The sequence below is a fragment of the Pseudomonas sp. KK18 genome, assembly GCF_037094675.1.
GTDB lineage: Bacteria > Pseudomonadota > Gammaproteobacteria > Pseudomonadales > Pseudomonadaceae > Aquipseudomonas.
In genome coordinates, this window is the sequence record NZ_CP146605.1 from 4,909,896 (window position 1) to 4,932,270 (window position 22,375).

The window sequence follows — 22,375 nt, forward strand, 5'->3', positions numbered from 1 at the left end:
CACTAAACTCCGGGCCGAAAATGACTTGGCGGATAACCCAGCGACTTGCGAAACATCGCACTGAACGCACTCGGGCTCTGGTAACCATGCTCCAGCGCCACCTCCAGGATCGACACGCCCTGGGCCAGCAACTTCAAGCTCAGGGCCAACCGCGCACGCTTGCGCCATTCACCGAAACTCATGCCCAACTCCCGCTGGAACACCCGGCTCAGGGTGCGGGCGCTCATGTTCAGGCTGTCGGCCCAGGATTCCAGGCTGCTGTCGTCAGAAGGGTTGCGGATGAAATGCGTGCACAGCCTGGCCAGCCGTGCTTCGCCGGGCACCGGCACGTGCATCGCCACCACCGGCGCGGCGAGCAGTTCCATGCGGATCAACTCGATCATGGCCTGCAGACGCGAGCTGTGGTGCCCGGCAATCTGCGTGGCGGCGACGATCAGCTCCCGCAGCAATGCCGACACTTCAATCACCTGGCAGGTGCGCCCCAGCCCCGGCTCGGCCTCGGGCATGAGGAACAGCGTGCGCATATGCACCTCGCCGGCCATGCGGATCTCATGCGGGGTGCCGGCCGGCACCCACAACGCATGCCCGGACGGCACCAGCCAACTGCCCTGGGCGGTGCTGACCACCATCACCCCGGACACGCCGTGGATCAATTGCGCCTGGGCGTGGCAATGAGGATGCACCACGTCATCGTTGCGGTAGTTGTCGGCGTAGGCTTCAAGCCACGGGCGGGATGGGCTGTTCATCGGCTGAGGTCTCGCATCAATCAAGCGTCGATTCTAGCGAAAAGTCCTGTGGCAAAAACGATAGATATAGACAGCCATCGTCGCATTCCAGACAGCCGGTGAACTTGTGGGCCGCCCCGCCAGTCAGCTAGTTGGGCACTCTGAAAAAGGTTGGGTGGGCAATGCGCATTTCGTTGGAGCAACAAGTGGCGCTGGTGACTGGCGCCAGTTCAGGAATCGGCGCGGGGGCCGCCAAGGCCCTGGCCGAGGCCGGAGCCGCCGTGGTACTGAACTACAACGCCCAGGCGGCGCCCGCTGAAGCACTGGCGGCGCAGATCAACGCCAACGGCGGCCGGGCCATTGCGATTGGCGCCGACGTGTCGAAAGAGGTCGATGTGGAGCGCCTGTTTGCCCAGACCCTTGATGCCTTCGGGCACCTGGACATCCTGGTGGCCAACTCGGGCATGCAGAAAGACGCCGCTGCCGTCGACATGACCCTCGACGACTGGAACACCGTGATCGGCGTCAACCTCACCGGCCAGTTCCTCTGCGCCCGCGCCGCGTTGCGCATCTTCAACCGCCAGGGCATCCGCGAAGGTGTTTCCCGGGCCGCCGGGAAGATTATTCATATGAGTTCGGTGCACCAGGTGATTCCCTGGGCCGGGCACGTGAACTACGCCGCGTCCAAGGGCGGCGTGGAAATGCTGATGCGCACCCTGGCCCAGGAAGTCAGCCAGCAGCGCATCCGCATCAACGGCGTTGCGCCGGGAGCGATCCGCACGGCCATCAACCGCGCCGCCACCGAAGGCGCGGCCGAAGTGGAACTGCTCAAGTTGATTCCCTATGGCCGCGTGGGTGACGTCGAAGACGTGGCCAACGCGGTGGTGTGGCTGGCCAGTGATGCCTCCGACTACGTGGTGGGCAGCACCCTGTTCATTGATGGCGGCATGAGCCTTTATCCGGAGTTTCGTGGCAATGGTTGATCTGAAAAACGAACCACAAAGTGCCATTGATGCCCACGGCATCATCGGCGACATGCGCAGTGCAGCGCTGGTGAACGACAAAGGCAGCATCGATTTTTTCTGCTGGCCGGAGTTCGACAGCCCCTCCATCTTTTGCTCATTGCTGGACTCCCCCGCCGCCGGCATCTTCCAGCTCACGCCGGACCTGCCCGACGCCCGCCGCGAGCAGATCTACCTGCCCGACACCAACGTGCTGCAAACCCGCTGGTTGAGTAATGACGCGGTGGTGGAAATTACCGATTTCTTGACCGTCAGTGAAGAAGTTGACGACCTGCCGATCCTGATTCGCCGGGTGCGGGTGGTCAGCGGCAAAGCGAGCATCCATATGCGCTGCGCAGTGCGTCATGACTACGCCCGCGCCCAGACCCGGGCCACTCAAGATGACGGCGACGTGTTGTTTGAGGCCGCAGACCAACCCGGCCTGCGCCTGACCAGCAGCCACACCCTGCAGCTGGATGGCGACGCTGCCGTAGCATCCTTTGAGCTCGGCCAGGAAGAAGGCGCCGAGTTTGTACTCGGCGGGCTGGACGATCCCCGAGTCAAAAACGACTGCACCGACCTGTGCCTGGAGCGCACCCTTAAGTTCTGGCGCGGCTGGATTTCCCAATCCAACTACCGTGGGCGCTGGCGCGAGATGGTCAATCGTTCGGCCCTGGCCTTGAAGCTTTTGACCTCGCGCAAACACGGTGCAATCCTCGCCGCCGCCACCTTCGGCCTGCCGGAAACACCCGGCGGCGAGCGCAACTGGGACTACCGCTACACCTGGATCCGCGACGCCTCGTTCACCGTCTACGCGTTCATGCGCCTGGGGTTTATCGAGGAAGCCAACGGCTACATGCGCTGGTTGAAAGGCCGGGTGGGTGACTGCTGCGATCAGCCGATGAAAATCAACATCCTGTACGGCATCGACGGCCGCCAGGAACTGCCGGAAACCGAGCTGAGCCACCTCAGCGGCCACGGCGGCGCGCAACCGGTGCGCATCGGCAACGAGGCGTACGACCAGGTGCAACTGGATATCTACGGCGAGTTGATGGACGCGGTATACCTGGTCAACAAATACGGTGAGGCCATCTCCCACGAGGGCTGGAAACACACGGTGGAAGTGGCCGACCAGGTCTGCGAAACCTGGAACCACAAAGACGTCGGCATCTGGGAAATGCGCGGTGAGCAGCATCACTTCCTGCACTCAAGGCTGATGTGCTGGGTGGCCCTGGACCGGGCGATTCGACTGGCGTCCAAGCGCTCGCTGCCGGCGCCGTTTGCCCGTTGGGACCAGACCCGCCAGGCGATTTACGCCGATATCTGGAGCAACTTCTGGAACGAAGAACGCGGCCACTTCGTGCAGCATATCGGCAGCACGGCGCTGGATGGTTCGATGCTGTTGATGCCACTGGTGCGCTTCGTTGCGGCGACAGACCCGCGCTGGTTGTCGACACTGGAGGCGATCCAGAAAAGCCTGGTGCGCGATGGGATGGTTTATCGCTATCGCAACGACGACAGCCAGATTGATGGGCTACAAGGCACCGAGGGCGCGTTTGCAGCGTGCTCGTTCTGGTACGTGGAATGCCTGGCCCGGGCCGGGCAAGTGGAGAAGGCGCATCTGGAGTTTGAACAGTTGCTGCGCTATGCCAACCCGCTGGGTTTGTATGCCGAAGAGTTTGATAACCAGGCACGGCATTTGGGCAATACACCGCAGGCGTTGAGCCATTTGGCGCTGATCAGCGCGGCAACGTTCCTGGACCGAAAGTTGAGTGGGGTGAAGACGGTTTGGCAGCCTTGAGCCCGAGCACAATCTGAAGGCAATTGAGTAACCTTGTGGGAGCTGGCTTGCCTGCTCCCACATGACCGCGCCAGACTTGGAGACGAGGTGTACCCGGTGCACAATGCGTGGTCCTTCGATCTATACCAGGATGCCAATGCGCCAAGTCCTACTGATCATCGATGTACAACCCTCCTTCGCCCCGCCCGACTGGCTGGTAATCGGCATCAACGCCTTGCTGGGTCGCATGCCGTCAGTGGCCACCGTAGAGCGCCACGACGAAAACATAACCCCCTTCGCTCGCCAACTCGGCTGGCAACCGGCGCCCGACGACGACAGCCTGATCGCCGCCGACCATATCTTCATCAAACACGGCTACGCGCCCACGCCCGAGACCATCAGCCACCTGAAAAGCCTCGCGCCGGACCGAGTGCTGGTGTGTGGCATCCAGACTGATACCTGTGTGCTGGCGGCCGGGTTTGCGTTGTTTGATGCCGGATTACAGCCCACGCTGATCAGCGATTTGACCGTGGGTTCGTCGCTGGATCGCTCGGGGAAACTGGGCGCGGATTTGTGGCGGCATCACTTTAAACACGTCATCACCCACGCAGAGATTTAAGTCAGCCCCTCACTGTGGCGAGGGAGCTTGCTCCCGCTGGGGCGCGAAGCGGCCCTAAAAAGCTCAACGCCATCTAACTCAAAGAACACATTCGACAAAACCTGGGGCTGCTGCGCAGCCCAACGGGAGCAAGCTCCCTCGCCACAGGTTGTTTGGCAAACACCATCGTTGACACAAGGCTCGTATTGATCGGCGCTCTGCCGACGCATTACTCGGCGTCACTGCCAGCCTGGTCGCCGACGGAAACATCAGTCACGTTAGGCGCCACGTTGTATCGCGGGCCAATGGAAGTCGAGGGCGGCGAGTGGATGTGCCAGGTGCGCGACCCTTGGGGTAATTGCATCGGCTTGCGCCAGGCCGGTCTAGACAAGTCAAGCAATTGCAGCCTTTCGAACCACACTCGGTAACCCGCTTGGTCTACAGTTCCAACACTTTCCCTCCACCCTCGGAGCCTCCATGCCCACCCTCCAAATCCGCACGCCCATGCTCGATATCGCTTACGAAGCCCATGGCCCGGAAGGCGGCGAGGTGGTGATCCTGCTGCATGGCTTCCCCTACGACCCTCGTGGCTATGACGAGATCGCCCCGGTGGTCGCCGCACGTGGCTACAGGGTATTGGTGCCATACCTGCGCGGCTATGGCCCGACGCGCTTTATCAACGAACAGGTGATGCGCTCCGGCCAACAAGCAGCGCTGGCCAAGGATTTGCTGGATTTCATGGATGCCCTGTCCATCGAAAAAGCCACGCTGGTGGGCTATGACTGGGGCGGACGCGCGGCGTGTATCGTTGCGGCGCTTTGGCCTGAACGGGTGCGCGGCCTGGTGACGGGCGATGGCTACAACATTCAGGATATCGCTGCGTCGACCAAGCCTCGGGCGCCGGAAACAGAACATCGGCTGTGGTATCAGTTTTACCTTCATACCCAGCGCGGCGTCGACGGCTTGACCGCCAATCGTCGCGAGTTCTGCCAGTTACTGTGGGCGCTCTGGTCGCCGTCCTGGGCCGAAGGGCCGAGCCTGTATGGCAAGACAGCGCCCTCGTTTGATAACCCGGATTTTGTCGAGGTGGTGGTCCATTCCTACCGGCACCGCTTCATGTACGCACCGGGTGACCCGGCGCTGGAAAGCATCGAGCAGGCCCTGGTGCAGCCACCGCCGATTTCAGTACCGAGCATCTCGTTGTGCGGCGCTGATGACGGCGTAGGTCCGGCTCCGGTTGAAGATGACGACCTGGAAAATTTCAGCGGGTTTTATCGGCGCGAGGTGTTGGCCGGCGTGGGCCACAACATTCCCCAGGAGGCGCCCCAGGCAACCCTTGAGGCGATTTTCGAGCTGCTGAGCCTCAGCCCCCAGCCGAAATCCTGAAGCTGAACACGCTGCCCTGCCCCACCACGCTTTCAGCCCACAGGGTGCCGCCGTGGGCTTCGACGATGCCGTGGGAGATGTACAACCCCAGCCCGCTGCCGGTGGGGTTGCCCTCGCGTGAGGTCCAGTAGCGGTCGAAGATATACGGCAGTTGCGCCGGGTCGATGCCGATGCCGTTGTCGCATACCCGAAACAGCACTTCGTCCCCCGCCGCCTCGGCAATCACCTCGATCACTCCGCCCACCGGGGTGAATTTCAGGGCGTTGCCCAGCAAGTTGGAAAACACCTGGAACAAGCGCTCCGGGTCGGCCTGGGCACTCAGCCCGTCCACTGAGCGCCAAGTCAGGTCCAAACCCTTGGCCGCCGCCAGCGGTTGCCACATCGAACAGATCTGGTCCAGGGTTGCCGCCACATCGAGTCGTTGCAGCGAAACGCTGTAGCGCCCGGCCTCGATGCGCGAAATATCGATCAGGTCTTCCAGCAGCGTGTTCATGCGGGCGGTGGCGTTTTGCATGGTTTCAATCGCGGTGGAGAGGCGCCGGTTCGCCTTGTTGTCCTCGGCGGGCACCATGCTGCGCATCATGCCGCATTGCATCAGCAGGATGGTCAGCGGGCTGCGCAGGTCATGGGAGACCACCGCCACCAGCTCGTCACGCGCCCGCACCGCAGCATGTTCGCGTTGCACCTGGCGCGCCAGGTCATGCTCCAGGGCATTGCGCCGCAGGCTCTCCGCCGCCTGTAGCTCCGACAGCGACCAATACAGCGCCTTGCCATCGACCTGCTGCTTCCACAACTCAAACGACAGGCGCGGGCTCAAGGTCGTGCTGCCCGGTTCCTGATGTTTGACCGGCTGGCCGCTCCACTCCACCGAGGACTGGACCTCCGGGCGAAACCACATCACCGCGTTGTCCACCGGCTTGGGCAGGCAGAACGCCAACAGGCCGCTGGCATGGGCCTGGTAGGCCGCCGCCGGGGGAAAGTCCACCGACAATTGATGGCTGTGCACCACGCCTTTGCCCTGTCCGCGCACCCACTGGTACAAGGCGTGGATTTCAGCACGTGCAGGGCAAACGCCGAACACATGCAGGCGCTCTTCCACCCGTATCGCCAGGCCACCGGCGGCGGTCAGGTTCAGCAGCGTTTGCGCATAGGGCAACAGGCTTTCCATCACATCGCACTGGTCCGCGGTCATGGCGGCGACCAACTCTTCGACCATGGCGGCCTTGTCACGTTGTTGGCGGCGCTCCTGCTGCTCCTGGAGCAACGTGATCTGCATCGACAACAACTGGCCGATGCTGGTGCACGCCGTGCGCAGTTCATGGGGCACGCGCAACGGCTCACGGTGACCACAGGTGATCAGGCCCCAGAGCTGGTCGTCCTTGAGCAGCGAAATGCTCATGGAGGAACGCACGCCCATGTTCTTCAAATAATGGCAGTGCACCGGGGACACGCTGCGCAACACGGCGAAGCTGAGGTCCAGGGGCTGGCCGTTGTCGGGGCGCAGGGCCGGCAGGATCGGCACCGGCTGGTACTCGGCGTCGGGAATCGCGCGGATCCAGTTCAGCCGGTACAGCTCGCGGGCCTGGGGCGGGATGTCCGACGCGGGAAAACATAATCCCAGGTACGGCTGCATGCCGTCGCTGAGGGCCTCGCCAATCACTTTGCCGTGGCCTTCCTGCTCGAAGCGGTACAAGGTGACCCGGTCATAACCGGTGAGGCTACGAATCTCGGTCACGCTGATCTGGTACAAGCTGTCGAGCGTCTTCGCCGACTGCAAGCGGCGCAGCGTTCGGGACAGCTGCTTCACAGCGCTGTGCTCAAGCGTGAGGCTCCGCTCCAGTTCGAGAAACAGCAGGCCTTGATGACGATGCAGCAGGATGTCGTAGGCGTAGCCATCCAGCGTCAGTTGATGCACGTCCTCCTCAAAGGCGTCCAGGTCTGCCAGGGCACGACTCACCTGTACTGCCGCTTCGCTGCCCAGCACACTGGCCAGCGCCTGGCCCGACAGGCGTTGCGCGTCCAGGCCCAGCGCGACGCTCAGGTTGCTGCTGGCTTGCAGCACCTCAAGCGCCGGTTCGCTCAGCGTCAACAACAACCCGTGAGGCTGGATCGAGCCGGGGATATGGATGGGCTCGCTGGCGCAATCGTCGATCAGCGTATCGACCGTGGTCATCGCAGCACCCCGCAGCGGTCCAGCCACTGCTCGAAACACAGGAAGGTCGACTCGGCGACCTTCACCGCCTCCACGCGCTCGTACGCGGTTCGCAGCGGGTCAAGGCACGCCATAAAACGCTGCCACAGGGCGCTAGTCTCGGCCCCGTACACATTCATGAACGCGCCGCCATTGGTGGAGCCCACGCCAATCTTGATCTCGATCAGGTCGCGCAACACCTGGCCGCCGAGGGTGGCGCCTTCCAGCACATAGAGGGCGCCCAAGGCCTGGGCCACGTTGGTGATGGCGGGCAGTTCGGGGCATATCGGCAAGGCATCGATCTGCAGGTTTTCCAGGCCCAGCGCCCGCAAATCAGCCTGCAAGTACGGAGTTTTGCTGCGCCGCCCCCACTCCAGGTCCGGGATGATCTCGCCCCACGGCGCCAGGGCGCGCTCCAGCGGCTGATAGAAGCCGTAGTAGGCGCTCATCAACTCGCGGTACAACGCCAGGTCCATGCGGGAAAAAGGCAGCCGAGTGTCGAGGCGTCGATGCAGCGCAGCGGTCGCCGCGCGTAATTCGACAAGGACAGGAGGTAGTGAATTCATGAGCTGTGCGCACGCCGGGAAGGTTCAAAACCGCGACGTAGAGGCCTGGGATCAAGACACTGCGCAATGGACTGTGAGTAACATAGCACCTTGATACAAAAACGTACCTATTCGTTCAAACAGGCTCGACCTCAACCGGGTGAGGAAAACCGTTCACGGTAGGCCTGGGGTGTGATCGATACCGCCCGCAGGAAGCTGCGGCGCATGGTTTCTTCGCAGCCAAAGCCGCAGTGCACGGCGATGCGCTTGATCGACGCGCTGCTGTCCGCCAATTGCCGGCGGGCGGTCTCGACGCGAATCAACTCGACCGCCCGCGCGGGGGTCTGGCCGGTCTCGCTGCGGTAGTGGCGCACGAAACTGCGCTCGCTCATGCCCGCCTGGGCGGCCAGTGTGGCGATATTCAACTCCAGGGTCAGGTGTTCGGCGATCCAGGCGTGCAACTCCGCAAAACGGTTACCGCCTTTCTGCAGGGACAACGTCACGCTGAACTGCGATTGCCCACCGGGGCGCTTGAGAAACACCACCAGGTGCCGCGCCACTTCCAGGGCCACGGCGCGACCCAGGTCCTCCTCCACCAGCGCCAGGCACAAGTCGATACCGGCGGTCACGCCGGCGGAGGTCCACAGGTTGCCCTGCTGGATGAAAATCGGATTGGCCTCCACCGTCAGCTGTGGGTACTTGCGCGCGAGTTCTTCGCAGCGCGTCCAGTGGGTCACCACGCGGCGGCCGTCGAGCAAACCGCTGGCGGCCAGCAGAAAGGCGCCGGTACACACCGAAGTCATGCGCCGGGCCTGGGTGGCTTTTTGCCGAACCCAGTCCACCAGCGCCGGGTCTTCGGCGGCGCCGTACACCCCCCAGCCGCCGGCAATCACCAGTGTGTCGCACGGAGCATCGGCAGGCGGCAGTGGCTCGGCCACCAGGGCCAGGCCCGCCGAGGTCATCACCGGCTCGGCCTGCGCGGCAATCACACTGACCGCATAGGGCAACGGCAAGCCCTGCTGGCGCGCCAGGTCATTGGCCGAGGCAAATACTTGCAAGGGCCCGGTGACGTCGAGCACCTGCACATTGGGAAAGGCGAGTACGTTGATGATTCTGGGCATGTTGGCGTAATTCGTGGGCTCAATGGCGTATGCGCCAAAGCCTAGGTGACTAGAGTGAAGCCGTCCATCCCTTTATCAGGAGCAGTCCCCATGACCTTGCAGATCGGCTTTTTGTTGTTCCCCGGCATCCAGCAACTGGACCTCACCGGGCCCTACGACGTGTTGGGATCGCTGCCGGATGTGAAGCTGCATCTGGTGTGGAAGGACCTCGCGCCGGTCACCTCCAGCACCGGCTTGGTATTTACCCCCAGCACCACTTATGACGAGTGCCCGACGCTGGATGTGATTTGCGTGCCCGGCGGTTCTGGCGTCGGGGCATTGATGGAGGATGAGCAGACCCTGGCGTTTCTCAAGACACAGGCCCAGACCGCGCGCTATGTGACATCGGTGTGCACCGGCTCCCTGGTGCTGGGTGCCGCGGGCTTGCTGCGCGGGCGTCGCGCGACCACTCACTGGGCCTACCACGACCTGCTCGCACCGCTCGGTGCGATCCCGGTGCAGGAGCGCGTGGTGCGTGACGGCAACCTGTTGACCGGTGGCGGGATTACCGCCGGGATCGACTTTGCCCTGACCCTGGCCGCCGAGCTGTACAGCGAGGCGGCGGCGCAACTGGTGCAGTTGCAGATTGAGTACGCCCCGGCGCCGCCGTTCAATGCTGGCCGGCCGGAAACCGCACCGCCACATGTACTGGAGGAAGCCCGCAAGCGCACCGCCGAGTCGCGCAAGACCCGGGGTGAAATCGCGGCACGGGCGGCGGCCAGGTTGGGTTAAGCGTTCGCCCGCCCGTGGCGGTCGGCGGGCACCAGATGCCCGATGGTGCCGTCCCCATACGCCCGCTCCACTTTGGAAATCACCACGTGATAACCGCCGTACCAGCGGCGGTATAGGCGCTTGGCTTCCAGGTGGGTCGGGTGGCTGGCAAAGGCGCGAATGGAGGCCTCGTCACGCCAGTAATAACTGGCGTTGATCAACCCGCCATCCGCCGAACGCCACGACTCGGCCCCCACGTATCCCGGCAGCCTTGCTGCCAGTGCGTCGATCAGATTCGTGAGGCGCTGGAACTCGTCATCCCGTTCGCCGGGCTTGTAGATAAAGGCTGCGATGTACATGGGTAACGTCCTTTTATGAGTGATGTTTCACGTCGGGCGAGACATCAATGCCAAGCGCACGGCCAGCACCATCAGCACGGTTGCCAGGCCCCATTTCTGTAAGCCTGCGCTCCCCGGTTTGCCGGCAAAAAACCGGCTCACCGCCCCGCCAAAAATCCCCAGCACGGCATGAAACACACCGCTGATCAGCGTCAGGATGATCCCCAGTTGCACCAGTTGCAGCGCGATGGGGCCCGCCTCGGGGCTGACGAATTGCGGCAGGAACACCATGAAAAAAACAGCAGCGCCTTGGGGTTGAGCAAACTGTTGAGCATGGCCCGCACAAACACCCGGCCCAGCGGCACGCGGCTGACGTGGGCCGTGTCCAGGGCGGGCGTTTTCTGCAGGGTCTTGAACACCAGCCACAGCAGGTACAACACCCCGGCGTAGCGAATCAGGTCGAAGGCCGGCGGCCAGCTGGCGACGAGAGCGGTCACGCCGGTTGCGGTCAGTACCGTGAGCAGCAGGTCCGCCACGCTGATGCCCAACCCGGATGCCACCCCGCCACGCCAGCCATAGGTCACACCGTGGCTGATGACGAAGGCCATGTTCGGGCCCGGGGATAACAACAGCAGCAGGACTGCGCCAGAGAACACAGCCAGGGTTGCGAGGTCGATCATGCTCAAGCCATCCGCCGGGAAAGCCTGTAGATTAATCAGCCCACCTGATACAAACAAAAAATTGATCTAGATACACTTTGCACAGGAACGCACCATGGCTCAGGTTCGCTACAAACTGATCGTCGATGAACTGGCCACGCGGATTCGCGCCGGACAGTTGCCGCCGGGCACCCAGTTGCCGACCCTGCGTAGCCTGATGAACAGCCATCGCATCGCCCTCGCCACTGCCTTGCGGGTGTACAGCGAACTGGAGGCCAGCGGCCTGGTGGTGGGTGAACCGGGACGCGGGACGTTTGTGCGCGACACCACGTTGCTGCGGGGCATGGGCCTGGTGCAACAACCGCTGCAACCGGGCACCGTGGACCTGAGCCTCAACTACCCCTCGTTGCCGGGCCAGGCCGAGATGCTGCGCGACGGTTTGCGTGCCATTGCCGCCTCGGGCGACCTCGATGCGCTGCTGCATTCCGCCCCGCAGGGTGGCCGCGCCCATGAACGACAGACCGCCGCGCGGCACCTGCGCAATCGGCAGATTCGCGTGAGTGGCGAGCAAGTGCTGATCGTCAACGGTGCGCAACAAGGCCTCGCCGTCAGCCTGATGGCGCTGCTGCAACCGGGGGATGTATTGGCGGTGGATGCGCTGACGTATCCCGGGTTGAAAACCCTGGCCCAGTCCCAGCGCATCGACCTGGAGCCGCTGCCGCAACCGGCTGGGCATACGGATCTGGATGCGCTGGAGGCTTTGTGCAAACGGCGCCCGGTGCGGGCTTTTTATTGCATGCCCACGTTGCACAATCCGCTGGGCACAGTGATGGTTGAAGCCGACCGCGAGCGCCTTGCAGCGTTGGCTGAACGCTACGATTTTCTATTGATCGAAGACGGCGCCTACGCCTTTCTCGCCGAGCCCGCACCGAAGCCGTTGTTTACTTATGCGCCGCTGCGCACGGTGTATGTGTCTGGCCTTTCGAAGAGTGTGGCGTCGGGGTTGCGGGTGGGGTTTATCGTCGCGCCCAAGGCGTGGGTGCCGGCGCTGGAGCAAGCGATCCGTGTCTCGACCTGGAGCACGCCGACGCTCACGGTGAACCTGGCGTGCCGCTGGATAGAATCCGGCGCAGTGGATGCACTGGAAGAGCACAAGCGCCAGGATGCGCGCCAACGCCAGGCGCTGGCCCGGGAGGTCTTGCGAGGGTGTGAGGTGATTGCGCATCCGGCGTCGTATTACCTGTGGCTGGTGTTGCCGGAAGGTCTGCGGGCGGATGCAGTGGTGGCTGCGCTTGAGGGCCAGGGTGTGCGGGTCACCAGTGCCGAGCCGTTTGCCTGTACGGCCCATGTGCCGCATGCGTTGCGGGTGGCGCTGGGGTCGATTGACTTGGCGACGTTGAGAATAGCCTTGGGGAAAATTCGCGAGGCAATTCGGATATGAATAAAGGGCCAGCAGGGTAAATCCCTTTGATTTGCGGGACATTTCCGAGACAATCTTTCGGCCTTGTGCCTGCCGGAACCGGTGGCTAGTCTTCGCCCCGTCACTGCTCATCAGTGATCGGGTTTAGTCGCCCGGATCCGAAAAGGCGCATGTCCCATCATGAGGTTTTATGGTGGCTGTGCGCAGGGCACCTTCGGGTGCGCCGGTTTTTCCTTTTCGGCCGGTCGACTAACCTGCGTACAGCCGCCACCCTACGTTTAGTCGCGAAGGGGTCGGCTCCTTAACCGAAAAGGAGTTACACCATGAATAAACCCGTCCCCGACCCACCCATCGACCTGCTCAAAAACCGCGCTGCCTTCAATCGCGCCCTCGAACACTACCTGCCCTCCCAGGGCTTCCATACCGTCAACGAAGACCTGAGCTTCGAAGACTCCCTGCTCTACACTGCCAGCCTGCTCAGCAGCGCCTCGGCCACCGCCCTCGACTGCGGCGAACTGCTGCAAAGCCCCGAGCGGGCAAAGTTGCTGGCGGTGTGGCATTTGCTGGAAATTGCCAAGACCACCGTCGACCGCTCGATTGAGTGTTTGCACCTGCGCAAGGCTTAGCCGCAACCCCGTCAAGCCTGTGTGGGTTTGTGCATCCGGCCAAATCCACACGGCAACGATTGCCCAATCCTCTGGCCAACGCATAGAATGCGAACCGTTATCAATTAAGACGCCCGCGCCAGGATGCCCATGTCGAGCGACCACCCACTGGATCATGCCGCCATCGGCCAGCTCTACCATGCCCATCATTCCTGGCTGCGCGGCTGGTTGAGCCGGCGTACGGGCTGCCGTGAGCACGCCGCCGACCTGGCGCAGGAAACCTTCGTGCGCCTGCTCAATGCGCGCAAGCAGCAAGCCTTGCTGCAACCCCGGGCCTACCTGAGCAGCATCGCCCGCAGCCTGATGATCGACCAGTATCGCCGCCGCGAACTGGAGCGTGCCTATCTGGAGAGTCTCGCGCATTTCCCGCAAGTCGAGGTGCCGTCGGAAGAAACCCGCCTGCTGATCCTCGACAGCCTGGAGCGCATCGACCGCCTGCTGGACCAACTCAAGCCACGGGTGCGCGAAGCGTTTTTGCTGGCGCAACTGGACGGCCTGACCTGCCAAAAGATCGCCCTGCGCCTGGGGGTGTCCAAGGCCACCGTGGAACGCGACCTGGCCAAGGCACTGCATGCCTGTTATCGGTTGCGTTATGCCGAAGGCTAATCCGCCATTGGTGGACCAGGCGATCCAGTGGATGATCAAGCTGCGGTTCAATATTGCCGATGACGCCACCACGGCCGCCTTCGAACGCTGGCTTGAAACCAGTGGCGACCACCAGCAGGCCTGGCAACGGGTCTCGTCGATGAGTGACGAGTTTGCGCAGTTGCCGGCACAGGTCGGCCGCCATGCCTTGCAAGGTGCCCGCCAACGCATCAGCCGCCGTGAAGGGTTGAAGTTGCTCGGGCTGTTCGCCGGTGCCGCAGGGCTGACATGGTTCGGCCGCGACTACACGCCATTGCCCGGCCTGCTGGCCGACTACCGCACCGCCACCGGAGAGCGGCGTTGGGTCGCCCTCGACGATGGCAGCCGTATCCAGCTCAACAGTGCCAGCGCCATCGACACAGTCTTCAACACCGAAAGGCGTCTGGTGCAGTTGCGCCAGGGTGAAATCCTGATCGACATGGGCGCCGACGGTAGCGCGCCACGGCCCTTCTGGGTGCAAACCCGCGACGGTTATCTGCGCGCCTTGGGCACCCGGTTCATGGTGCGCGAGGAGCCCCACGGCACCTTGCTCGCCGTGCAAAAAGGCAGCGTCGCGGTATTCGCCGACAGCCATCAGGCCAGCGCACGTGGGGTGATACAGCCCGGCGAGCAAATGCTGTTTGATCGAAACGGCTTGCGTCCACCCGCCACCACGGGCCTGGATCCCTGGGCCTGGAGCGACGGTGTGATCAGCGCTCACAACATGCGTCTGGACGATTTCCTCGCGGAGCTGAGCCGTTACCGCACTGGGCTGGTGCGCTGCAGCGAAGCGGTCGCCGGCCTGCGTGTGTCCGGGACTTACCAGTTGGACGATACCGATCAGGTCCTGACCCTGGTGGCACAGGCACTGTCGGTGAACATCACCTATCGCAGCCGTTATTGGGTGACCGTCGCCGCTCGTGCATGACCTTCCGAAAATAAATGAGGTGAATTCTCATCTTCGCTCGACCTGTAAGGAAAGGCCGATCAACAGGCCGATTCTGTCCACTTCCTTCAGGAGCATTCCGCGGTCATGCAAGCGTTCCCCTCCAAGCGTTCTCCCCTCAAGCATGCGGTGCACGCCGCCCTGCTCGGTGCCTGCCTGAACGGCAGCGCCCTGCCCCTGGCGGTCATGGCGCAAACGCCTGTCAGCGACACCCAGGCCCGTGACTGGAACATTGCACCCGGCCCATTGGCCACGGTGCTCGACCAGTTTGCGCGCCAGGCGAGTATCAGCCTGTCCTATGACGCCACCAGCGTCGCCGGCAAGACCAGCCCCGGCCTCAACGGCGCACTGGACAGCCAACAGGCCTTGAGCCAATTAATCCAGGGCCAGGGTTTGCAAGCCCAACGCCAGAGCAACAACACCTGGCTGCTGTTGCCGCAAGTCGCGGACACCGGCGCGCTGAACCTGGGCGCCACCACCGTGACCGGCGAACACCTCGGCGTCACCACTGACGGCAGCGGTTCCTACACCACCGGCGCGGTGACCATCGGCAAGGGCGCCCACAGCCTGCGGGAAACACCGCAATCGGTCAGCGTCATGACCCGCAAGCTGATCGACGACCAGAACATCACCACCATCGATCAATTACTGGAACACACCCCGGGCATCACCACCTACGACTCACCTATGGGTGGCAAGTATTTCTATTCCCGTGGTTTCAAGATGCTCGGCCAATACCAGTTCGACGGTGTGCCGTTGGACATCGGCAAAGACTACGTACAGGCCGACAGCTTCACCGCCAACATGGCGATCTATGACCGGGTGGAAGTGCTCAAGGGCGCGGCCGGCATGCTCAAGGGCGCCGGCACCGCCAGTGGTGCGGTGAACTTCGTGCGCAAGCGGCCACAAGAAAAACCCACCACCAGCCTGTCGCTGTCTGCCGGCACCTGGGACAACTACCGCGCCGACGTCGATACCGGCGGCCCGCTCAATGACAGCGGCACCGTACGCGGGCGCGCCGTGGTCAGCCAACAGAATCGTGGCTCGTACATGGACGTCTCCAAGCGCCAGGACCAAGCTGTCTACCTCGCACTGGATGTTGACCTCTCGCCTGACACCACCCTGGGCATCGGTGCCAGCTACGAAGATGTCGATGCAACGCCCTGCTGGGGCGGTGTGCCGCGCTACAGCGACGGCAAGAGCATCGGCCTGAGCCGATCCACCTGCCTGGGCCAGGCCTGGAACGACTGGCAGAACCAACGCACTACGCTGTTTGCCGACCTCACCCACCACTTCAACGACGACTGGCAACTCAAGGTCACGGCGGTGAACAGCCGCAACCTGCAAGACATCAAATACGCCGCCAGCCAAGGCACCGTGAAGTACGGTGATCCGGCGCCAACCGCCGAGATGTACGCCGCGCTGTTTGACTACGACCACCGGGATTTCGGACTGGATGCCTACCTGGACGGTAAGTTCGAAGCGTTCGGTTTGCAGCATGAACTCATCATCGGCGCCAATGGCAGCCGTGGCACCCAGGACGATGTCTACGCGATCCGCAGCCTGCCCGACCGGCAAAGTATCTTCCTGCCCAACCACCACTTCCCGCAGCCCGCCAACGATACCTTCTGGCCCAACATGTACCGGGGCGGCACCGTCAAGGAAACCGCCACCCAGTACGGTACCTACGCCACTTTGCGCCTGAGGCTGGCCGAGCCATTGATGGTGGTGCTCGGCAGTCGCGTCAGTTGGTTCGAAAACCGCCGCCAGTCGAATAACCTCGCCTGGGGCGAATGGGCCCTGCAGGATGCACGCACCAAGGAAACCGGTGAAGTCACGCCGTTCGCCGCGGTGATCTATGACCTCGACGACAACCTTTCGGTGTACGCCAGCTACGCCGATATCTTCCAGCCACAAAGCTCCAACGCCACGGTGACCGGCGCCGCCCTCAAGCCCAAAATCGGCGAAAACTACGAGCTGGGCATCAAGGGCGAATGGTTTGAGGGGCGCCTCAACAGCTCGCTGGCATTGTTCCGCGCTATCGAGAAAAACGCCGCCGAAACCGACTACACCACCCAATGCGGTACCTCGGCAGACGGCTATTGCTACACCGACACTGGCAAGGTTCGCGCACAAGGTGTCGAAGCCGAGTTGAGTGGCGAGTTGCTGGAACGCTTGCAAGTGGCGGGCGGCTACACCTACACCCAGACCAAGAATCTCAACAACATCAACAGCGCCGCAATTGGCGCGGTCGCAAACAGCTACGTGCCGCGACACATGCTGCGCTTGTGGGGCGATTATCAGTTGGACGGCACACTGTCGAAATGGAGCGTCGGCACCGGCGTCAACGCCCAGAGCAGCAACTACCGAATTCAAGGCATCAAACTGGAACAAGCCGGTTATGCGGTATGGAATGCGCGGTTGGCGTACCGGGTTGATGACACATGGACGGTGGCGCTGAACGGTAACAATCTCTTCGACAAAAATTACTATCAGACGGTGGGAACGGCCGACTGGGGTAATTTCTACGGCGAACCGCGCAACTTCACTGTCAGTTTGAAAGGCAATTTTTAAGGTTAGTACCGCCTCAATGTGGTGACGGACTCACGTCCTCACCACTCATCGCTTGTCCCCGAAAAACCCCGCATCCGACCTCCGTCAAAAAAAGGTTTTCCTCAGCCGCAGGAAATTTCCCAAATTTATTCCTACACTCCAAAACGCCAGCATTTTGTTCCGGGAAAACCCGGAAATCCGACCAAGACAGTCAACAAACTGTCACGCGAAAGAGCACCTGACGTGTCTAGACCGAAGGTCTTATAAAAAAGTCAAAACCTTGACGAGCGACGAAAAGGGAACCATCATTTAGCCATTACCCCGCAAATTCCCTGCAGATAGATAGGTAATTGCGTATTACCCAGCGATGTAACCGTTCGTCTGGCGCCACTTATAAAGCAAGCCCTGCCTTTATGGATGAGCAGCCGAACAAGGAAGCCCTGGTGTGCAATGAGGGATGTTTTTATGCGCGAGAAGTCGTCAGTCGACAGCCTGTTTTTGACCCGGGCCGGTTTCATTGAGTTCTTTGTTGTTTTCGTAAAATTGATGCACGGCCTCACCGCCGTTTTTCCAGCACTGATCCTGCTGTTTTATCCAGACCCGATGGCCCCCGAACTGCGCGCGCACTTTCTCGGCTTGCTGCTGTTTTTCGCGATCCTGACGATCATTCTGTTCCAGGCCATGGGGGTTTACTCCGAGGAGCTGTTCAGCAATCGCCTGCGGTTTCGCACCATGCTGGTGGCCTGGTCCGCGGCCTTTTGCATCCTGCTGTTCATGTACCAGATTCTGTTGATGTTCCCGCAGTTGAGCCCGCGCAACCTGGCGTTCTGGTTTATCACTAGCCTTGCGTTGTTCGGGCTGGAGCGGATCGTGATGCTGCGCCTGTTCCGCAACCTGATGGCCAGCGGCAAATACCTGCAACGCACGGTGATCCTCGGCTTCACCGACACCGCCGTGCACGTGGCCGACCACCTGCAACGCAACGGCGATATCCGTTCCGGACTGATCGGTTTTATCGACGACCGCACCGAGCGCATCCCCAAGGAACTGAGCAACCTGCCGCTGCTGGGCAACACGCGCGACCTGGAAAAGCTGATCCGCTCCGAGCAGGTCAACCAGGTGATGATCACCCTGCCCTGGGCCGCCGAACAGCGGATCAACGGGCTGGTGAAGCGCCTGCGGCAGATGTCGGTCAACGTCATGCTGGTGCCTGACATGGCCGCCCTGCGTTATGGCCACAGCCGCATCACCGATGTGGGCGGCATCCTGATGTTCAACACCTCCCATGTGCCGCTGCGGGGCTGGTCGCCGTTTATCAAGCGCTGTGAAGACCTGATCCTGGCAACCTTGGGCCTGGTGGCACTGTCGCCGATCATGCTGATCACGGCGATTGCCATCAAGCTCGACTCCAAGGGCCCGGTGCTGTTTCGCCAGAACCGGTTTGGCTACAACGACAACGTGATCCGGGTGTTCAAGTTCCGCTCGATGTACGCCGAGATGAGCGACTTCAACGCCGACCGCCAGACCACCCGCGGCGACCCGCGCATCACCCGCGTGGGCCGGATCATTCGCAAGACCAGCATCGATGAGCTGCCGCAGCTGTTCAACGTGCTGCTGGGCAACATGTCGATGGTCGGCCCGCGGCCCCATGCCACCGCGACCAAGGCCGCCGGCGTGCCCTACGAAGTTGCCGTGAGCGAGTACAGCTCGCGCCACCGGGTAAAACCGGGCATCACTGGCTGGGCGCAAATCAACGGCTATCGTGGTGAAACCGACACCCTGTTCAAGATCCAGAAACGCGTTGAGTACGACCTGGAGTACATCTCGAAGTGGTCGGTGTGGTTCGACTTGTACATCGTTTTCATGACGGTCCCGGCCGTCCTTTCGACCAAGGAAGTCTATTGATGAACACCCTCAACGGCTTGATTCCCTGCATCATTTCCGGTGGTTCGGGCACCCGGCTGTGGCCGGTGTCGCGGCAAAACATGCCCAAGCCTTTCATGCGCATGCGTGATGACCAGAGCCTGCTGCAGAAGACGTTCCTGCGGGCCAGTCACCTGCCGGGTGTGGAAAGCGTGCTGACGGTGACCAACCGCGACCTGCTGTTTCGCACCCTCGATGACTACCGCGTGGTCAACAAGGCCCATCTGGCCCTTGACCTGTTGCTGGAGCCGTTCGGGCGCAACACCGCCGCCGCCATCGCCGTGGCCGCCCTGCATGTACAGGAAAACTTCGGCAGCGAGGCGCAGTTGCTGATCCTGCCCGCCGACCATCTGATTCTTGATGAAAGCGCCTTCGCCGATGCCGTCACCCAGGCCCGCGAACTGGCGGAGGCCGGCTACCTGGTGACGTTCGGCATCCAGCCCGACCACCCGGAAACCGGCTTCGGCTATATCGAACAAGGCGAGGCGCTGGGCCAGGGGTTCCGGGTCAAGCGCTTCGTCGAGAAGCCCGACCTGGCCACCGCCCAGGGCTATCTGGACGGCGGCAAGCACCTGTGGAATGCCGGGATGTTCTGCTTCAAGGCCGGTACATTGCTGGAGGAACTGGCGCTGCACGCCCCCGCCGTGCTGGACGCCGCCAAGGCCGCCCTCGAGCACGGCCACAGCCTGAACAACAACAGTTGCCGTCAGCGCGAGCTGAACGCTGAAGGTTTCGGCGCGGCGCCCGACATCTCGATCGACGTGGCGCTCATGGAAAAATCCGCGCAAGTGGCGGTGGTGCCCTGCGACATCGGCTGGAGTGATATCGGTTCCTGGGACGCGGTGCGCCAACTCACCCCCAGCGACGCCAACGGCAACCAGGTCAATGGCCAGGCGATCCTGCATGACGTGCACAACTGCTACATCGACTCGCCCAAGCGCGTGCTGGGCGCAGTGGGCGTGCGCGACCTGATCGTCGTCGACACCCCGGATGCGATCCTGATTGCCGACGCCAAGCGCAGCCAGGACGTGCGCTACATCGTCGCCGAGCTCAAGCGCCAGGACCATCCGGCATTCAGCCTGCACCGCACTGTCACCCGGCCGTGGGGCACCTACACCGTGCTGGAAGAAAGCAGCCGCTTCAAGATCAAGCGCATCGTGGTCAAGCCCCAGGCCTCCTTGTCCCTGCAAATGCACCATCACCGCAGCGAGCACTGGGTGGTGGTCAGCGGCGCGGCGATGATTACCAACGGCGACCGTGAATTCCTGATCAACGCCAACGAGTCCACCTACATTCCGGCCGGGCACAAGCACCGCCTGACCAACCCCGGCATCATCGACCTGGTGATGATCGAGGTGCAGAGCGGCGAGTACCTGGGCGAAGACGACATTGTGCGTTTTGACGACATCTACGGCCGGGCTCCGGCCGAAGTGAAGAAGTGATGCGTACCGCCCTGATCATCCCGACCCGCAACGCTTCCAGCCACCTCGACCGGCTGCTGCCGGCGCTGCGCATGCAAACCCTGCAACCGGACGAAACCCTGGTGGTCGACAGCGCTTCCAGCGATGACACCGTGGCGCGTTTTCGCGAGTTCGGCGTACGGGTCGAAGTGATCGATGCCAAGGACTTCAACCATGGCGGCACCCGCCGCTGGGCCAGCGAGCAAGTCGACGGCGACGCGCTGATCGTCATGACCCAGGACGCGATCCCCGCCGAACCCGAGACGTTCGCCAACCTGGTGGGCGAACTGGAACTGGACCCGCTCAACGGCGTCGCTTACGGCCGCCAGTTGCCGCACCCGGATGCCGGCGTGCTGGGCGCCCAGTCACGCCACTTCAATTACCCGCCGCAAAGCCGCAGCAAAAGCCTGGCTGATGCGCCGGAGCTGGGGATCAAGACCTGCTTCAGCTCGGATTCGTTTTCGGTGTACCGGCGCAGCGCCCTGCAAGCCGTCGGTGGCTTCCCCGCGGATGTGATCGGCAGCGAGGACGCCTATGTCGCCGCCCGCATGCTGCTGGAAGGCTACAAGGTGCGCTACGCCGCCACCGCCCTGGTCTATCACTCCCACGATTACCGTCTCATGGATGAGTTTCACCGCTACTTCGACATTGGCGTTTTCTACGGCCGCGAGCCGTGGATCCGCCAGGCTTTTGGCGATGCCGGCGGTGAAGGTAAACGCTATGTACTGGCCGAGCTTCGAGCGTTACGCGAAGCCGGTGCATTGCACCGCGTACCCGAAGTACTGGTGCGCAGCGCGTTCAAATTGCTCGGCTACCGGCTGGGCCATCTGGAGCGCCAGCTCCCCCTCGCCCTCAAGCGGCGCATCAGCATGTTCCCCGGTTATTGGAGGTGAGCATCATGACCTACAGGAAGACCCCTTTGATGAAACGAACCTTGCTCGTCCTGGCCATGATGGCATTGGCCGCCTGCAATACGCCCGCGCGGATCGTCGCGCCCGATGGCAAGACGGTGGACGAGGGCAAGCAGGCCCTCGATCGCATGGCCCAACTGCCACCGGCGGTGGAGCGGATCCGCATCGGCGACCAGTTGCGGATTGTCCGCGATGCCGGGGAAATGCCAACCCTGTCGGCGTTCAACGTCAGCACGATTTACGAGCTGACGCTGTACACCGTGCAGAACGACGGCAAGATCAACTATCCCTTCCTGGGGCCGATCCAGGTGGCGCGGCGCACGCCGGCGGAAGTCGCCGCCGAGCTGAGCCAGAAACTCGCACCGGTGTATCGCGAGCCTCGGGTGACGGTGAACATCAACCAGGCGCCGGGCAACACGGTGATCGTCGGCGGCGCGGTATTAAACCCGTCGGCTGTCTCCATCGCCACGGCCCCGACCATGGAGCAGGCGATTCTCGGTGCCGGCGGCGTGAGCTCGGTGGGCAACGCGAGCATGGTCGCCCTGCTGCGTGAAGATGGCCAAGGCGTCTACCACGCCTACTTCCTCGATTTCAGCCAGTACCTGAAGAACGGCGCACTGGGCCGCAAGCCCGTGGCGCTGCAACGCGGTGACGTGGTGTTTGTACCCAAGTCCAACGTCGGCGAACGGATCCAAGGCGTGGACACTTACCTGAACCAGCTGATTCCCTTCACCAAATCCATTGGTGTGGGCTACAGCTACACCACGAACCACTAAAGG

At 62.5% G+C, this 22,375-nt stretch carries 20 protein-coding genes and 1 pseudogene; 14 read left to right on the plus strand and 7 right to left on the minus strand.

The window, feature by feature from the left end; genetic code table 11:
- Nucleotides 1–2 precede the first annotated feature (2 nt).
- Entirely contained in the window at nucleotides 3–746 is a 744-nt protein-coding gene (locus tag V6607_RS21990; protein ID WP_338740594.1) for a helix-turn-helix transcriptional regulator, read from the minus strand.
- 161 nt (nucleotides 747–907) lie between these two features.
- Here V6607_RS21990 and V6607_RS21995 point away from each other — a divergent pair, with 161 nt between their 5' ends.
- From V6607_RS21995 to V6607_RS22005, 3 genes are all read left to right on the plus strand, one after another.
- Nucleotides 908–1,708, plus strand: a complete 801-nt coding sequence (locus tag V6607_RS21995; RefSeq protein WP_134327033.1) for an SDR family oxidoreductase — start codon at nucleotides 908–910, stop codon at nucleotides 1,706–1,708.
- Nucleotides 1,701–3,527, plus strand: a complete 1,827-nt coding sequence (locus V6607_RS22000; protein WP_134327034.1) for a glycoside hydrolase family 15 protein — start codon at nucleotides 1,701–1,703, stop codon at nucleotides 3,525–3,527. Before V6607_RS21995 ends, V6607_RS22000 begins: the two co-directional genes overlap by 8 nt.
- 136 nt (nucleotides 3,528–3,663) lie before the next feature.
- A complete protein-coding gene (locus tag V6607_RS22005; protein WP_008434533.1) occupies nucleotides 3,664–4,125 on the plus strand; it encodes a cysteine hydrolase family protein in 462 nt (153 codons plus the stop codon).
- Nucleotides 4,126–4,333: 208 nt separating this feature from the next.
- Here V6607_RS22005 and V6607_RS22010 read toward each other — a convergent pair whose 3' ends face one another.
- A complete protein-coding gene (locus V6607_RS22010) occupies nucleotides 4,334–4,468 on the minus strand; it encodes a hypothetical protein (protein ID WP_256344300.1) in 135 nt (44 codons plus the stop codon).
- Between the two features lie 113 nt (nucleotides 4,469–4,581).
- Between V6607_RS22010 and V6607_RS22015 the strand changes: the two genes are divergently transcribed.
- Nucleotides 4,582–5,490 (plus strand): alpha/beta hydrolase, encoded by a 909-nt coding sequence (locus tag V6607_RS22015; RefSeq protein ID WP_134327035.1) that lies wholly within the window; start codon nucleotides 4,582–4,584, stop codon nucleotides 5,488–5,490.
- Here the strand turns inward: V6607_RS22015 and V6607_RS22020 are convergent.
- The 3 genes from V6607_RS22020 to V6607_RS22030 form a co-directional block, all read right to left on the minus strand.
- Nucleotides 5,468–7,663: an ATP-binding protein gene (locus V6607_RS22020; RefSeq protein WP_134327036.1), complete on the minus strand. Its 2,196-nt coding sequence runs from the start codon at nucleotides 7,661–7,663 to the stop codon at nucleotides 5,468–5,470. The genes V6607_RS22015 and V6607_RS22020 overlap by 23 nt on opposite strands.
- Nucleotides 7,660–8,247 (minus strand): biliverdin-producing heme oxygenase, encoded by a 588-nt coding sequence (locus tag V6607_RS22025; protein ID WP_032899296.1) that lies wholly within the window; start codon nucleotides 8,245–8,247, stop codon nucleotides 7,660–7,662. The genes V6607_RS22020 and V6607_RS22025 overlap by 4 nt, the downstream gene beginning before the upstream one ends.
- Nucleotides 8,248–8,378: 131 nt before the next feature.
- Nucleotides 8,379–9,347, minus strand: coding sequence for a GlxA family transcriptional regulator (locus V6607_RS22030; RefSeq protein WP_134327037.1), 969 nt, complete (start codon nucleotides 9,345–9,347; stop codon nucleotides 8,379–8,381).
- A gap of 90 nt (nucleotides 9,348–9,437) precedes the next feature.
- Here V6607_RS22030 and inhA point away from each other — a divergent pair, with 90 nt between their 5' ends.
- A complete protein-coding gene (inhA, locus tag V6607_RS22035; protein WP_003208190.1) occupies nucleotides 9,438–10,118 on the plus strand; it encodes an isonitrile hydratase in 681 nt (226 codons plus the stop codon).
- On the opposite strand, the gene V6607_RS22040 is transcribed toward inhA, so the two are convergent.
- Together V6607_RS22040 and V6607_RS22045 are read right to left on the minus strand one after the other, a co-directional pair.
- Nucleotides 10,115–10,456 carry an antibiotic biosynthesis monooxygenase gene (locus tag V6607_RS22040; RefSeq protein WP_003208192.1) on the minus strand — a complete coding sequence of 114 codons (342 nt, stop codon included), beginning with the start codon at nucleotides 10,454–10,456 and terminating at the stop codon, nucleotides 10,115–10,117. The two genes, inhA and V6607_RS22040, sit on opposite strands and share 4 nt — an antisense overlap.
- 27 nt (nucleotides 10,457–10,483) lie before the next feature.
- Nucleotides 10,484–11,115: pseudogene (locus V6607_RS22045) on the minus strand (LysE family translocator).
- 94 nt (nucleotides 11,116–11,209) lie between these two features.
- Between V6607_RS22045 and V6607_RS22050 the strand changes: the two are divergent.
- The 9 genes from V6607_RS22050 to V6607_RS22090 all read left to right on the plus strand — a co-directional run bounded on the left by V6607_RS22050 (nucleotide 11,210) and on the right by V6607_RS22090 (nucleotide 22,372).
- Nucleotides 11,210–12,535, plus strand: coding sequence for a PLP-dependent aminotransferase family protein (locus V6607_RS22050; protein ID WP_003208195.1), 1,326 nt, complete (start codon nucleotides 11,210–11,212; stop codon nucleotides 12,533–12,535).
- 302 nt (nucleotides 12,536–12,837) lie between these two features.
- Nucleotides 12,838–13,140: a hypothetical protein gene (locus V6607_RS22055; protein WP_003208197.1), complete on the plus strand. Its 303-nt coding sequence runs from the start codon at nucleotides 12,838–12,840 to the stop codon at nucleotides 13,138–13,140.
- A gap of 129 nt (nucleotides 13,141–13,269) precedes the next feature.
- The gene (locus V6607_RS22060) at nucleotides 13,270–13,785 is read left to right on the plus strand and encodes a sigma-70 family RNA polymerase sigma factor (RefSeq protein WP_134327039.1); all 516 of its coding nucleotides are present in this window, start codon (nucleotides 13,270–13,272) and stop codon (nucleotides 13,783–13,785) included.
- Nucleotides 13,772–14,731: a FecR domain-containing protein gene (locus tag V6607_RS22065; RefSeq protein ID WP_134327040.1), complete on the plus strand. Its 960-nt coding sequence runs from the start codon at nucleotides 13,772–13,774 to the stop codon at nucleotides 14,729–14,731. The genes V6607_RS22060 and V6607_RS22065 overlap by 14 nt, the downstream gene beginning before the upstream one ends.
- Before the next feature lie 105 nt (nucleotides 14,732–14,836).
- Nucleotides 14,837–17,323: a TonB-dependent receptor gene (locus tag V6607_RS22070; RefSeq protein ID WP_134327041.1), complete on the plus strand. Its 2,487-nt coding sequence runs from the start codon at nucleotides 14,837–14,839 to the stop codon at nucleotides 17,321–17,323.
- Nucleotides 17,324–17,767: 444 nt separating this feature from the next.
- A complete protein-coding gene (locus V6607_RS22075) occupies nucleotides 17,768–19,207 on the plus strand; it encodes an undecaprenyl-phosphate glucose phosphotransferase (RefSeq protein ID WP_003208206.1) in 1,440 nt (479 codons plus the stop codon).
- A complete protein-coding gene (locus tag V6607_RS22080; RefSeq protein WP_003208208.1) occupies nucleotides 19,207–20,667 on the plus strand; it encodes a mannose-1-phosphate guanylyltransferase/mannose-6-phosphate isomerase in 1,461 nt (486 codons plus the stop codon). Before V6607_RS22075 ends, V6607_RS22080 begins: the two co-directional genes overlap by 1 nt.
- Nucleotides 20,667–21,578, plus strand: coding sequence for a glycosyltransferase (locus V6607_RS22085; RefSeq protein WP_003208209.1), 912 nt, complete (start codon nucleotides 20,667–20,669; stop codon nucleotides 21,576–21,578). The genes V6607_RS22080 and V6607_RS22085 overlap by 1 nt, the downstream gene beginning before the upstream one ends.
- Nucleotides 21,579–21,607: 29 nt before the next feature.
- A complete protein-coding gene (locus V6607_RS22090; protein WP_008434559.1) occupies nucleotides 21,608–22,372 on the plus strand; it encodes a polysaccharide biosynthesis/export family protein in 765 nt (254 codons plus the stop codon).
- The last annotated feature ends 3 nt before the right edge of the window (nucleotides 22,373–22,375 follow it).

Coding starts and splice junctions, on each gene's coding strand:
- V6607_RS22060 (WP_134327039.1), top strand. CDS start 13,270: ATGTCGAGCGACCACCCACTGGATCATGCCGCCATCGGCCAGCTCTAC.
- V6607_RS22005 (WP_008434533.1), top strand. CDS start 3,664: ATGCGCCAAGTCCTACTGATCATCGATGTACAACCCTCCTTCGCCCCG.
- V6607_RS21990 (WP_338740594.1), bottom strand. CDS start 746: ATGAACAGCCCATCCCGCCCGTGGCTTGAAGCCTACGCCGACAACTAC.
- V6607_RS22090 (WP_008434559.1), top strand. CDS start 21,608: ATGAAACGAACCTTGCTCGTCCTGGCCATGATGGCATTGGCCGCCTGC.
- V6607_RS22000 (WP_134327034.1), top strand. CDS start 1,701: ATGGTTGATCTGAAAAACGAACCACAAAGTGCCATTGATGCCCACGGC.
- V6607_RS22055 (WP_003208197.1), top strand. CDS start 12,838: ATGAATAAACCCGTCCCCGACCCACCCATCGACCTGCTCAAAAACCGC.
- V6607_RS22015 (WP_134327035.1), top strand. CDS start 4,582: ATGCCCACCCTCCAAATCCGCACGCCCATGCTCGATATCGCTTACGAA.
- V6607_RS22030 (WP_134327037.1), bottom strand. CDS start 9,347: ATGCCCAGAATCATCAACGTACTCGCCTTTCCCAATGTGCAGGTGCTC.
- V6607_RS22075 (WP_003208206.1), top strand. CDS start 17,768: ATGCGCGAGAAGTCGTCAGTCGACAGCCTGTTTTTGACCCGGGCCGGT.
- V6607_RS22080 (WP_003208208.1), top strand. CDS start 19,207: ATGAACACCCTCAACGGCTTGATTCCCTGCATCATTTCCGGTGGTTCG.
- V6607_RS21995 (WP_134327033.1), top strand. CDS start 908: ATGCGCATTTCGTTGGAGCAACAAGTGGCGCTGGTGACTGGCGCCAGT.
- V6607_RS22050 (WP_003208195.1), top strand. CDS start 11,210: ATGGCTCAGGTTCGCTACAAACTGATCGTCGATGAACTGGCCACGCGG.
- V6607_RS22040 (WP_003208192.1), bottom strand. CDS start 10,456: ATGTACATCGCAGCCTTTATCTACAAGCCCGGCGAACGGGATGACGAG.
- V6607_RS22020 (WP_134327036.1), bottom strand. CDS start 7,663: ATGACCACGGTCGATACGCTGATCGACGATTGCGCCAGCGAGCCCATC.
- V6607_RS22085 (WP_003208209.1), top strand. CDS start 20,667: ATGCGTACCGCCCTGATCATCCCGACCCGCAACGCTTCCAGCCACCTC.
- V6607_RS22070 (WP_134327041.1), top strand. CDS start 14,837: ATGCAAGCGTTCCCCTCCAAGCGTTCTCCCCTCAAGCATGCGGTGCAC.
- V6607_RS22065 (WP_134327040.1), top strand. CDS start 13,772: ATGCCGAAGGCTAATCCGCCATTGGTGGACCAGGCGATCCAGTGGATG.
- inhA (WP_003208190.1), top strand. CDS start 9,438: ATGACCTTGCAGATCGGCTTTTTGTTGTTCCCCGGCATCCAGCAACTG.
- V6607_RS22010 (WP_256344300.1), bottom strand. CDS start 4,468: ATGCAATTACCCCAAGGGTCGCGCACCTGGCACATCCACTCGCCGCCC.
- V6607_RS22025 (WP_032899296.1), bottom strand. CDS start 8,247: ATGAATTCACTACCTCCTGTCCTTGTCGAATTACGCGCGGCGACCGCT.